Origin of the sequence: Curtobacterium sp. NPDC089991, from assembly GCF_044748425.1 — a bacterium.
Lineage (GTDB): Bacteria > Actinomycetota > Actinomycetes > Actinomycetales > Microbacteriaceae > Curtobacterium.
The window spans coordinates 1-12,702 of the sequence record NZ_JBIVGB010000002.1 but is presented as its reverse complement, the minus strand read 5'-3'; the positions used below and the strand labels follow the sequence as shown (position 1 = coordinate 12,702).

11 protein-coding genes and 1 rRNA gene are annotated in these 12,702 nt (G+C 69.1%); all 12 read left to right on the top strand.

Annotated features, from left to right (window positions below; all coding sequences use genetic code 11):
• Positions 1–57: 57 nt before the first annotated feature.
• Entirely contained in the window at positions 58–1,752 is a 1,695-nt protein-coding gene (gene ilvD / locus ACIPV1_RS05220; protein ID WP_123292267.1) for a dihydroxy-acid dehydratase, read from the top strand.
• 47 nt (positions 1,753–1,799) lie between these two features.
• Positions 1,800–3,623, top strand: a complete 1,824-nt coding sequence (locus ACIPV1_RS05215) for an acetolactate synthase large subunit (protein ID WP_123292268.1) — start codon at positions 1,800–1,802, stop codon at positions 3,621–3,623.
• A complete protein-coding gene (gene ilvN, locus ACIPV1_RS05210; RefSeq protein WP_022907763.1) occupies positions 3,620–4,120 on the top strand; it encodes an acetolactate synthase small subunit in 501 nt (166 codons plus the stop codon). Before ACIPV1_RS05215 ends, ilvN begins: the two co-directional genes overlap by 4 nt.
• Before the next feature lie 51 nt (positions 4,121–4,171).
• On the top strand, positions 4,172–5,197 hold the full coding sequence (gene ilvC / locus ACIPV1_RS05205; RefSeq protein ID WP_111085939.1) for a ketol-acid reductoisomerase: 1,026 nt from the start codon (positions 4,172–4,174) through the stop codon (positions 5,195–5,197).
• A gap of 212 nt (positions 5,198–5,409) precedes the next feature.
• A complete protein-coding gene (locus ACIPV1_RS05200) occupies positions 5,410–6,600 on the top strand; it encodes a mannitol-1-phosphate 5-dehydrogenase (protein ID WP_123292269.1) in 1,191 nt (396 codons plus the stop codon).
• Between the two features lie 61 nt (positions 6,601–6,661).
• Positions 6,662–7,126, top strand: coding sequence for a hypothetical protein (locus ACIPV1_RS05195; RefSeq protein ID WP_111085937.1), 465 nt, complete (start codon positions 6,662–6,664; stop codon positions 7,124–7,126).
• Positions 7,123–7,503, top strand: a complete 381-nt coding sequence (locus ACIPV1_RS05190; RefSeq protein WP_123292271.1) for a hypothetical protein — start codon at positions 7,123–7,125, stop codon at positions 7,501–7,503. The genes ACIPV1_RS05195 and ACIPV1_RS05190 overlap by 4 nt, the downstream gene beginning before the upstream one ends.
• 77 nt (positions 7,504–7,580) lie before the next feature.
• On the top strand, positions 7,581–9,170 hold the full coding sequence (serA, locus tag ACIPV1_RS05185) for a phosphoglycerate dehydrogenase (RefSeq protein ID WP_123938753.1): 1,590 nt from the start codon (positions 7,581–7,583) through the stop codon (positions 9,168–9,170).
• On the top strand, positions 9,170–10,240 hold the full coding sequence (locus ACIPV1_RS05180) for a 3-isopropylmalate dehydrogenase (RefSeq protein ID WP_133938879.1): 1,071 nt from the start codon (positions 9,170–9,172) through the stop codon (positions 10,238–10,240). The genes serA and ACIPV1_RS05180 overlap by 1 nt, the downstream gene beginning before the upstream one ends.
• 15 nt (positions 10,241–10,255) lie before the next feature.
• The gene (locus tag ACIPV1_RS05175; RefSeq protein ID WP_123339009.1) at positions 10,256–11,365 is read left to right on the top strand and encodes a branched-chain amino acid aminotransferase; all 1,110 of its coding nucleotides are present in this window, start codon (positions 10,256–10,258) and stop codon (positions 11,363–11,365) included.
• Between the two features lie 30 nt (positions 11,366–11,395).
• Positions 11,396–12,166 (top strand): fumarylacetoacetate hydrolase family protein, encoded by a 771-nt coding sequence (locus tag ACIPV1_RS05170; protein ID WP_111085932.1) that lies wholly within the window; start codon positions 11,396–11,398, stop codon positions 12,164–12,166.
• A 461-nt stretch (positions 12,167–12,627) separates the two neighbouring features.
• A 16S ribosomal RNA gene (locus tag ACIPV1_RS05165) occupies positions 12,628–12,702 on the top strand; the annotation flags it as partial.

Here is a 12,702-nt window from a genome sequence, read left to right as displayed (position 1 = left end):
ACATGCGAACGCATGTTGTTGTCCAACTGGTATCCCAAAGCGTCCTAGACTCGCTCCATGCCTGATATCGACGTCAAGCCGCGCAGCCGGGTCGTCACCGACGGGATCGAAGCAACCACCTCGCGTGGCATGCTGCGGGCCGTCGGTATGGGAGACGAGGACTGGAGCAAGCCGCAGATCGGCATCGCGTCCTCGTGGAACGAGATCACGCCCTGCAACCTCTCGCTCGACCGCCTCGCACAGGGCGCGAAGGAAGGCGTCCACTCCGGAGGCGGCTACCCGCTGCAGTTCGGCACCATCTCGGTCTCGGACGGCATCTCGATGGGCCACGAGGGCATGCACTTCTCGCTCGTCTCGCGCGAGGTCATCGCCGACAGCGTCGAGACCGTCGTCAACGCCGAGCGCCTGGACGGCACCGTCCTGCTCGCCGGCTGCGACAAGTCCCTGCCGGGCATGCTCATGGCCGCCGCGCGCCTCGACCTGGCGAGCGTGTTCCTGTACGCGGGTTCGGTCATGCCGGGCTACGTGAAGCAGGCCGACGGCACGATGAAGGAAGTCACGATCATCGACTCCTTCGAGGGCGTCGGTGCCTGCAAGGCCGGCACCATGTCCGAGGAAGAGCTGAAGAAGATCGAGTGCGCCATCGTCCCGGGCGAGGGCGCCTGCGGTGGCATGTACACGGCCAACACCATGGCGAGCGTGGCCGAGGCCCTCGGCATGTCGCTGCCGGGCTCCGCCGCCCCGCCGAGCGCCGACCGCCGCCGTGACTACTACGCGCACCGCTCCGGCGAGGCCGTGGTGAACATGCTCGAGCACGGGATCACCGCCCGCCAGATCCTGACGAAGGAAGCCTTCGAGAACGCGATCGCCGTGGCGATGGCCCTCGGCGGCTCCACCAACGTCATCCTGCACCTGCTCGCCATCGCCTACGAGGCCGAGGTCGAGCTGTCGCTGGACGACTTCAACCGCATCGGTTCGAAGGTCCCGCACCTGGCCGACATGAAGCCCTTCGGCAAGTACGTCATGGTCGACGTCGACCGCAACGGCGGCATCCCGGTGATCATGAAGGCGCTGCTCGACGCCGGCCTGCTGCACGGTGACTGCCTCACCGTCACGGGCAAGACCGTCGCCGAGAACCTGGCCGAGATCGACCCGCCGGCGCTCGACGGCGAGGTCTTCCGCACGCTCGACAACCCGATCCACGAGACCGGCGGCCTGACCGTCCTGCAGGGGACCTTCGCCCCCGAGGGTGCCGTGGTGAAGACCGCGGGCTTCGACGCCGAGGTGTTCGAGGGCCCCGCGCGGGTGTTCGACCGCGAGCGTGCCGCGATGGACGCCCTCACCGAGGGGAAGATCCAGAAGGGCGACGTCGTCGTCATCCGCTACGAGGGCCCCAAGGGCGGCCCGGGCATGCGCGAGATGCTCGCCATCACCGCAGCCATCAAGGGCGCGGGCCTCGGCAAGGATGTACTACTCTTGACCGACGGACGATTCTCAGGCGGCACAACCGGCCTGTGCATCGGCCACATCGCACCCGAGGCAGTGGACGCAGGTCCAGTTGCCTTCGTGCGCGATGGCGACCGCATCCGTGTCGACATCGCGGCTCGCTCGCTCGACCTACTGGTCGACCCGACCGAGCTGGAGGCCCGCCGTGACGGCTGGGCCCCGCTGCCCCCGCGCTACACCCGCGGAGTCCTCGCGAAGTACGCCAAGCTCGTGAAGTCCGCCGCCCAGGGCGCGGTCACGGGCTAGCGTTCGACACACGCACCATCGCCACCTCTCCAGGCAAGGACCACCTCATGCCCACGGAAGCAACTCCGCTGTCCGCGGCCGCCGGTGCACGCCGGTCGCCGGAGATCCTGACCGGCTCGGGAGCCGTCCTCCGGACGCTCGAGCACCTCGGGATCACCGACGTCTTCGGCCTGCCGGGCGGTGCCATCATCCCGTTCTACGACGAGCTCATGGCGTCGAAGACGATCCGCCACATCCTCGTCCGCCACGAGCAGGGCGCCGGCCACGCCGCCGAGGGCTACGCCTCGGCGTCCGGCAAGGTCGGTGTCGCCATCGCGACGTCCGGCCCCGGTGCGACGAACCTCGTCACGGCCATCGCCGACGCCTACATGGACTCGGTGCCCTTCATCGCGATCACCGGCCAGGTGTTCTCGACGCTTATGGGGACCGACGCGTTCCAGGAAGCCGACATCGTCGGCATCACGATGCCGATCACGAAGCACTCGTTCCTGGTCACGGACCCGGCCGACGTGCCGGCGACCCTGGCCGCGGCGCACCTCATCGCGACGACCGGTCGGCCCGGCCCCGTGCTGGTGGACATCACGAAGGACGCCCAGCAGAAGTCGGCGCCCTACGTCTGGCCGCCCAAGATCGACCTGCCCGGCTACCGACCGGTCACCAAGGCGCACGGCAAGCAGATCACCGCGGCCGCGCAGCTCCTGGCCGAGGCCGAGCGTCCGGTGCTCTACGTCGGCGGCGGCGTGATCCGCTCCCGTGCGACCGCCGAGCTGCTCCGCTTCGCCGAGGCGACGGGTGCGCCCGTCGTGACGACGCTGATGGCACGCGGCGCCTTCCCGGACTCGCACCCGCAGCACCTCGGCATGCCCGGTATGCACGGCACCGTCCCGGCGGTGCTCGGTCTGCAGGACAGCGACCTGATCATCGCGCTCGGTGCCCGCTTCGACGACCGCGTGACGGGCAAGGCCGACGAGTTCGCGCCGAACGCCAAGGTCGTGCACGTCGACATCGACCCGGCCGAGATCTCGAAGATCCGCTTCGCCGACGTCCCGATCGTGGGCGACGCCCGTGAGGTCCTGGTCGACCTGCTCGACGCGTGGGGCGGCATCGCCGTCGACGACCGCGCCTCGACGGCCGACTGGTGGACGAAGCTCCGCCAGCTCAAGGTCGACTTCCCGCTCGGGTACGCCGAGCCGACCGACGGGCTGCTCGCCCCGCAGGCCATCATCAAGCGCATCGGCGAGCTCTCCGGACCCGAGGCCGTCTACGCCTCGGGTGTCGGACAGCACCAGATGTGGTCGGCGCAGTTCATCAAGTACGAGCGCCCGAACGCCTGGCTGAACTCCGGCGGCGCGGGCACGATGGGCTACTCCGTCCCCGCCGCGATGGGCGCGAAGGTCGCCCAGCCGGACCGCGTGGTCTGGGCGATCGACGGCGACGGCTGCTTCCAGATGACGAACCAGGAACTCGCGACCTGCGTCATCAACGACATCCCGATCAAGGTCGCGATCATCAACAACTCGTCGCTCGGCATGGTGCGGCAGTGGCAGACGCTGTTCTACGACGGTCGTCACTCGTTCACCGACCTCGAGACCGGCCACGACTCGCGCCGAGTGCCCGACTTCGTGAAGCTGGCGGACGCGTACGGTGCCCTCGGCATCCGCGTCGAGAAGGCCGACGAGGTCGACGCCGCCATCCAGCTCGCACTCGAGACGAACGACCGCCCCGTGGTGATCGACTTCGTCGTGAGCCGTGACTCGATGGTCTGGCCGATGGTCCCGCAGGGAGTCAGCAACTCGTCCATCGAGTACGCCCAGGCCCTCGCACCCACCTGGGACGATGAGGACGCCGACATGACGGGGGAAACCGCATGAGCCACGTCCTGTCCCTCCTCGTCGAGGACAAGCCCGGTCTGCTGACCCGCGTCGCGGGCCTGTTCGCCCGCCGCGGGTTCAACATCGAGTCGCTCGCCGTCGGCAACACCGAGGTCGACGGCCTCAGCCGGATCACCGTCGTCGTCGACGTCGAGGACCTCCCGCTCGAGCAGGTGACGAAGCAGCTCAACAAGCTCGTCAACGTCATCAAGATCGTCGAACTGGACTTCTCGCAGTCCGTCCAGCGCGAGCACATGCTCGTGAAGGTCCGCGTCGACAACCAGACACGGTCGGCCGTGCTCGAGGCAGTGAACCTGTTCCGCGCACAGGTCGTCGACGTCGCGAACGACTCGCTCATCGTCGAGGTGACCGGGGACCCCGGCAAGATCCAGGCGATCCTCCGCGTCCTCGAGCCCTACGGCATCAAGGAGCTCGCCCGTGCGGGACTCCTCGGCATGGGTCGCGGACCGAAGAGCATCACCGACCGGGTGCGCTGACCAGCGGTCCGCCACCCCCACAATCCACCAGAACCAAGGAGACACACCCTCGTGACTGACATCGTGTACGACGCCGACGCCGACCTGACGCTCATCCAGGGCAAGAAGGTCGCCGTCATCGGGTACGGCTCGCAGGGCCACGCCCACGCCCTCAACCTCCGTGACTCGGGTGTCGAGGTCAAGATCGGCCTCAAGGAGGGCTCGAAGAGCCGCCAGAAGGCCGAAGAGGCCGGCTTCGAGGTCCTCACCCCGGCCGACGTCACCGCCTGGGCCGACGTCGTCGTCATCCTCGCGCCGGACCAGGTCCAGCGCATCGTCTACGCCGACGACATCCGTCCGAACCTCAAGCCGGGCGCCACGCTCGTCTTCGGCCACGGCTTCAACATCCGCTTCGGCTACATCGAGGCGCCCGAGGGCGTCGACGTGTCGCTCGTCGCCCCGAAGGGCCCGGGTCACACCGTCCGTCGCGAGTACGAGGCCGGCCGCGGCGTCCCCGTCATCGTCGCCGTCGAGGTCGACGCGTCGGGTTCCGCCTGGGACCTCGCCTGGTCGTACTCGAAGGCCATCGGTGGTCTGCGCTCCGGCGGCATCAAGACGACCTTCACCGAGGAGACCGAGACCGACCTGTTCGGCGAGCAGGCCGTCCTGTGCGGTGGCACCTCGCAGCTCATCCAGTACGGCTTCGAGACCCTGGTCGAGGCGGGCTACCAGCCGCAGATCGCGTACTTCGAGGTCCTGCACGAGCTCAAGCTGATCGTCGACCTGATCTGGGAGGGCGGCCTCACCAAGCAGCGCTGGTCGATCTCCGACACCGCCGAGTTCGGCGACTACGTCTCCGGCCCGCGCGTGATCTCGCCCGACGTCAAGGAGAACATGAAGGCGGTGCTCGCGGACATCCAGAACGGTGCCTTCGCGAAGCGCTTCATCGACGACCAGGACGCCGGCGCACCCGAGTTCAAGGCGCTGCGCGCCAAGGGCGAGGGCCACCCGATCGAGGCGACCGGCCGCGAGCTCCGCGCGCTCTTCGCGTGGAAGCAGAACGACGGCGACTACGTGGACGGCTCGGCAGCGCGGTAGTCTTCCGAGGAACACTCGATGACGAGGCGGCGGTGCAGCCCTTGCACCGCCGCCTCGCGACGTGACCCGAACGTTATGCAGCAGCTCTTCTCCAGCCCCGACGCCGTGGACCGGCGTCCCCTCGGCGTGCGCCCGGACGATGTGCGACAGCCGTCGTCCGCGGTCCGCACGAGCGGTCAGGGGCGGACCGACCAGCATGGGATGATCATCGGATGGCGGTGACGAAACGAGCGGTCCACATCGGCGCCGGCAAGATCGGGCGTGGGTTCGTGGGCCAGTTCCTCGTGGCGAGCGGCTACGAGCTCACCTTCGTCGACGTCGACGACCGTGTGGTGTCCGCGTTGAACGAAGCCGGACGCTTCGTGGTGCACGAGGTCGGCGAGATGCCGGTCGAGCACCTCGTCTACGGCTTCCGGGCGCTCAGCAGCAAGACCGACCGCGACCGCGTGATCCAGGCGATCGCCGAGGCGGACGTCGTGACGACCGCCGTCGGCGCCCGGACGCTCCCGCTCGTCGCACCGCTCATCGCCGAGGGACTCGCGGCACGTCCGCTCGAGCGCGGCGACGTCACGATCGTGGCGTGCGAGAACGCGTTCAACGCCACCGATTCGCTGCACGCGAGCATCCGGCGTGCGCCGGTGCTCGAGGACCGCGACATCGCCGCGGTCTTCGCGAACTGCGCCATCGACCGCATCGTCCCCGACCAGTCCGGCGTGCTCGGGCAGTCCGGCGGCCTCGACGTCGTGCTCGAGCCCTTCTACGAGTGGGTCATCGAGCGCACGCCGTTCCTCGGCTCCGACGCCGAACCCCCGACGATCGAGGGCGTCACCTGGGTCGACGACCTGCAGCCCTTCGTCGAGCGCAAGCTCTACACGGTGAACACCGCGCACGCGACGGCCGCCTACCACGGCTACGTCCGGGGCATCCGGCTCATCCGCGAAGCCCTTGAGGACGACGCCGTCCGTGCCGAGGTCGACGGCGTGCTCGCCGAGACCACCGCGCTGCTCGTCGCGAAGCACGGCTTCGACCCGGAGGACCACGCTCGGTACGTCGCGGCGAACCTGTCGCGCATCGCGAACCCGCACCTCCCCGACACCACCGTGCGCGTCGGACGCAACCCGCTCCGCAAGCTCGGCCGACGCGAGCGCTTCGTCGGTCCCGCCGCGCAGCTCGCCGAACGCGGGTTGCCGGTCGAGCACCTGCTCGGGGCCGTCCGCGTCGCGCTCGCGTTCGACGACGAGAACGACCCGGAGTCGATCGAGCTGCACGCGCTGCTCCGCTCCGGCGCGACGGCGCACGCGCTCACCGAGATCCTCACCGGCCTGATGGAGAGCCACCCGCTCTTCCCCGCCGTGCGCGACGTCGTCGCCGAGGTGCTCGCGACGCAGCCCGCCGACGCCTGAGCGCACCGCCCACCGGGAACCCGTGGTCTCCCCGTGCGCCGGTCCCTCGTAGGATCGAGGCATGAACACGGCAGCATCCCCACCCGACGGGTCGGTCGACCCGGACGTGACGAACGCCGTCGACCACGACGACGAGGCGCTCAGCTGGGGTGACGCCGACGACGCCACCCACGTCGACGCCGCGCACAACCCGGTCGCCGTCAAGGACCGTGGCGACCGCGACCCCGAGGCACCGGAGACCTCCGGCGCCCTCGTCGGGTTCGGCGTGTTCGGTGGGCTCTACCTGCTCTACACGGTCGCCTGGCTGCTGACGGCGTCGACCTCGTACGTCTCGGGTGTCGACACCGTCCTGACGGTCTTCGTCGAGGTGCTCCGGTTCCTCGCCATCCTCGCGCCGGCGCTGTGGTTCACGGTGGTGCTGTGGGCCGCCCGCGGCAGCCGGACCCGGACACGACTGCTCTGGATGCTGCTCGGTGCCGTGGTGCTGTTCCCGTGGCCGTTCCTGCTGACGCGGAGCTTCGGGTGACCGCCGCGACGCCGGTCGGCCGCCGGTCGCGCGGTCCGGTCGTCGGCCGCATCGCGGTCTGGCTCGTGTTCGCCGTGCTCTTCGCCTACATGACGGTGCAGGCGGTGGGGAACCTCACGCAGATCTCGCAGCGGGTGGACGAGTTCAACGCGTTCCTCGCGACCACCTCCGGTGGCGAGTCGCTGCAGGCGAGCACACCCTGGGTGTGGCTGGTCCTGGACATCCTGATCGCCCCGGTCGCCTTCGTGGTCGCCCTGGTGATCACGCGTCGTGCGCGGCTCGCGGTCACCCTCGCCGTGTTCGTCCTCGCCTTCGCGGCGGCGGGCGCCCTCTGGCTCGACCTGCAGCTGTTCGTGCCGAGCCTGCTGCAGTTCTAGGCGCCGCGGTCGTAACGGGCCGCGCACGTCGATAGCATGGTGGGATACCAACCGTCTCTCGTGAGGAAACAGCAGCTGTGTCGAAGCCGGTCGTCCTGATCGCCGAAGAACTCTCGCCCGCCACGGTCGACGCCCTCGGGCCCGACTTCGAGATCCGGAACGTGGACGGCACCGACCGCCCCGCGCTCCTGTCGGCCCTCGCCGACGCGGATGCCGTGCTGGTGCGTTCCGCCACCAAGGTCGATGCCGAGGCGATCGCCGCGGCCCCGAACCTCAAGGTCGTCGCCCGTGCCGGTGTCGGCCTGGACAACGTCGACATCAAGGCGGCGACCACCGCCGGTGTCATGGTGGTGAACGCGCCGACGTCGAACATCATCTCCGCCGCCGAGCTCACCGTCGGGCACATCCTGTCGCTCGCCCGCCACATCCCGGCCGCGCACGCGTCGCTGGCCGCCGGTGCGTGGAAGCGCTCGTCGTACACCGGCGTCGAGCTCTACGAGAAGACCGTCGGCATCATCGGTCTCGGCCGCATCGGCGCGCTCATCACGCAGCGCCTGCAGGCCTTCGGCGTCCAGGTGATCGCGTACGACCCCTACGTCACGACGGCTCGCGCCCAGCAGCTCGGGGTCGAGCTCGTCTCCCTCGACGACCTGCTGCGGCGTGCCGACTTCGTCACGATCCACATGCCGCGCACGCCCGAGACCCTCGGCATGATCTCGGACGACCAGTTCGCGCTCATGAAGCCGACGGCGTTCGTCGTGAACGTCGCCCGCGGCGGCCTGATCGACGAGGACGCCCTGCACCGTGCACTGACCGCGAACACCATCGCGGGTGCCGGCCTCGACGTCTTCGTGTCGGAGCCCCCGAAGGACTCCCCGCTCGTCGCGCTGCCCAACGTCGTCGTCACGCCGCACCTGGGTGCCTCGACGGACGAAGCGCAGGAGAAGGCCGGCGTCTCGGTCGCCAAGTCGGTGCGTCTCGCGCTCGGCGGCGAGCTCGTGCCGGACGCGGTCAACGTCGCCGGCGGCGTCATCGACCCGTACGTCCGCCCCGGCATCCCGCTCGTCGAGAAGCTCGGCCAGGTCTTCACGGCCCTCGCCACGTCGCCCGTCACGAGCATCGACGTCGAGGTCCACGGCGAGCTCGCCGAGTACGACGTCAGCGTGCTCAAGCTCGCGGCGCTCAAGGGCGTCTTCACCGACGTCGTCAGCGACCAGGTCTCCTACGTCAACGCCCCGCTCATCGCGGAGCAGCGCGGTGTCACCGTGCGGCTCATCACCGAGACCGACAGCCCCGAGTACCGCAACGTGCTCACGATCCGCGGCGCCCAGTCCGACGGCCCCGCGATCAGCGTCTCCGGCACGCTCACCGGCCCCAAGCAGGTCGAGAAGCTCGTCGAGATCAACGGGCACGACGTCGAGGTCCCGCTCGACCGGCACCACGTCGTCATGGAGTACGTCGACCGCCCGGGCATCGTCGCGGTCTACGGCAAGGAGTTCGGCGAGGCCGGCATCAACATCGCGGCGATGCAGATCTCGCGCGAAGCCGCCGGCGGCCAGGCGCTCAGCGTCCTCACCGTCGACTCGCCGGTGCCCGCCGAGATCCTCGAGCACGTCGGCCGGGCGATCGACGCCTCCTCGCTCCGCGAGATCGACATCACGCTCTGATGGCCGTCCGGACGCTCCAGCTCGCGGTGATCCGCGGGGACGGCATCGGACCAGAGGTGGTCGACGAGGCCCTCAAGGTCCTGCACGCCGTGACCCCGGACGACCTCGTCATCGAGGAGACCCCGTTCTCGCTCGGTGCGACGCGCTACCTCGAGACCGGTGACATCCTCACCGAGGAAGACATGTCCGCCATCGCGTCGCACGACGCGATCCTGCTCGGAGCGGTCGGCGGGGACCCCCGCGACCCCCGGCTCGCCGGCGGGATCATCGAGCGTGGGCTCCTGCTGAAGCTGCGCTTCGCGTTCGACCACTACGTCAACCTGCGACCGACCAAGGTCCACGACGCCGTCGCGACGCCGCTCGCCGACCCGGGCGCGGTGGACTTCGTCGTCGTGCGCGAGGGCACCGAGGGGCCGTACGTCGGCAACGGCGGAGCGATCCGCACGGGCACGCCGCAGGAGATCGCGACCGAGGTCTCGCTGAACACCGCGTTCGGTGTCGAGCGGGTCGTCCGCTACGCCTTCGACCTGGCGAACCGTCGGGCACGGAAGCACCTCACGCTCGTGCACAAGAGCAACGTCCTGGTGCACGCCGGGGCCCTGTGGCAGCGCACGGTCGCGGCCGTCGGCGCGGAGTTCCCGGACGTCACGGTGGACTACCAGCACGTCGATGCGGTCACCATCCACATGGTGCGGGATCCTGCTAGGTTCGACGTCATCGTCACCGACAACCTCTTCGGCGACATCATCACCGACCTGGCCGGCGCGATCAGCGGCGGCATCGGTCTGGCGGCCTCGGGCAACATCAACCCGGACGGCACCTTCCCCAGCATGTTCGAGCCGGTCCACGGCTCCGCGCCGGACATCGCGGGTCAGCAGAAGGCCGATCCCACGGCCGCCATCCTCTCCGTCGCCCTGCTGCTCGACCACATCGGTCGCAGCGACCTGGCGACGGCGGTGACGCGGGCCGTCGAGGCGGACCTGGCAGACCGGGGCACCACGCAGCGTCGCACGGCCGAGATCGGCGACGCCATCGCCGCCGCGGCCACGGCACGCACCACCACCGCCTGAGAAGGAGCCCTCCCCATGAGCACCGACACCGCCTTCGGACTCGAGTTCGCCACCACCCCGTCCGCTGACCGTCGTGCCGCCGCCGAGCGCGAGGAGATCCTCGCCGACCCGGGCTTCGGCAAGCACTTCACGGACCACATGGCCACCGTCGAGTGGACGCTCGACGGCGGTTGGCACGGTGCCTCGGTCCACCCCTACGGCCCGCTCTCGCTCGACCCGAGCGCCAGCGTGCTGCACTACGCGCAGGAGATCTTCGAGGGGCTCAAGGCGTACCGGCACGCGGACGGGTCGGTGTGGTCCTTCCGCCCGGACGCCAACGCCCGTCGGTTCCAGCGGTCGGCCCGTCGGCTGGCGCTGCCGGAACTGCCGGTCGAGGCCTTCGTCGAGTCGATCCGGCAGCTCGTGCAGACCGACGTCGACTGGGTGCCGTCCGCGCCCGAGACGAGCCTGTACCTCCGGCCGTTCATGATCGCGACCGAGTCGTTCCTGGGGGTGCGTGCGGCGCAGGCGGTGGCGTACCACTGCATCGCGAGCCCGGCCGGGGCGTACTTCACCTCGGGCCCGAAGCCGGTCTCGATCTGGCTGTCGACCCAGTACGCCCGTGCCGGCAAGGGCGGGACCGGTGCCGCCAAGACCGGTGGCAACTACGCGTCGTCGCTGCTGCCACAGCAGGAGGCCTACGAGCACGGGTGCCAGCAGGTCATGTTCCTCGACTCGGTCGAGGGCAAGTACCTCGAAGAACTCGGCGGCATGAACGTCGTGCTCGTGAAGTCCGACGGCACGCTCGTCACGCCGGATTCCGACTCCATCCTCGAGGGCATCACGCGCGACTCGATCCTGCAGTTGGCAGAGGACCGCGGGCTCACGGTCGAGAAGCGCCGGGTGACCCTCGACGAGTGGCGTGACGGTGTGGCCGACGGCTCCATCACCGAGGCGTTCGCCTGCGGGACGGCCGCCGTCGTGACCCCGATCGCGGAGCTCCGCGGCGAGGGCTTCACGATCGGTTCGCCGACCGAGGGCGCCGGGGAACTCACGATGTCCCTGCGCGACGAGCTCACCGACATCCAGTACGGACGTCGTCCCGACCCGCACGGGTGGATGACGAAGCTGACCGACGCGTCCTGATCGACGTCCGAGCGTGGGTAGGGTCGAACGGTGAAGATCGCACGGTTCAGCAGCAAGGGTGAAGACCCCCGGTACGGCATCCTCGACGAGCGGCACCTGGTGGTGCTCGCTGGAGATCCGATGTACCAGGGATTCGAGACCACGGGGGAGCGTGTCGCACTCGCCGACGCCAAGCTCCTCGCCCCCGTCATCCCGCGGTCGAAGGTCATCGGGGTGGGGCTCAACTACCTCGAGCACGCTTCGGAGATGGACGAGCGCGCCGGCGACGACCCGGTGGTGTTCCTCAAGCCGAACACCTCGGTGATCGGACCCGACGAACCCATCCGTCTGCCGGCGGACATCGGCCGCGTCGACCACGAGGGCGAACTCGCCATCGTGATCGGATCGCTCGCCAAGAACGTCCGGCGCGAGGACTTCGCGAGCGTCGTGCTCGGGTACACGATCGCCAACGACGTGACCGCCCGCGACCTGCAGGCCCGCGACGGCCAGTGGACCCGTTCGAAGGGGTTCGACACCTTCTGCCCGCTCGGCCCCGTGATCGAGACCGAGATCGACCCGTCGGACATCCGCATCGAGACCCGCGTGGACGGCGACCTGCGCCAGGCGGGCTCGACGAACGAGATGGTCCACGACATCCCCTCGCTGGTCGAGTTCGTGTCGTCGATCTGGACCCTGCTGCCCGGTGACGTCATCCTGACCGGTACCCCCGCCGGGGTCGGCCAGATCCGCGACGGCGAGGTCGTCGAGGTCACGATCTCGGGCATCGGCACGCTCAAGAACCCGGTGATCGCGCGCCACTGACCCGGCTCGTCACCCCACGGCCCGTTCCCCCTCGGGGGAGCGGGCCGTTCCGCGTTCGGCGCCGATCCGGGCGACACGCCCGGGATGCAGCCTGGCTTGGCGCAGCCGTTCGTCCCTGCGTAAAGTAATCACTCGTTGCCACGGCGGCGGAGAACGGAACGGCTGAGACGGTCACTGGGTTTACCCGGGGATCTTGTCCGCCACGGTTCTTCCCCGGGCAGCGGATTCACCAGCCTCTCTGGCGGAGCATCTTCGGGTGTCGAGCGGGGGAGTGCGTCTGGTCCTTGAGAACTCAACAGCGTGCACATTGTCAATGCCAATTTATTGATTGACCTCGTGCCTGGGCAGCTTCGGTTGTTCAGGTCATGATGCAATTCCTTTTGGATTGAAGATTGTCAGTAGACAGTCAACAGTCAGAATCAACTCGGTCTGATGCCCTTTGGGTGTTGGGTCTGTATTTTTTTACGGAGAGTTTGATCCTGGCTCAGGACGAACGCTGGCGGCGTGCTTAACACATGCAAGTCGAACGATGATGC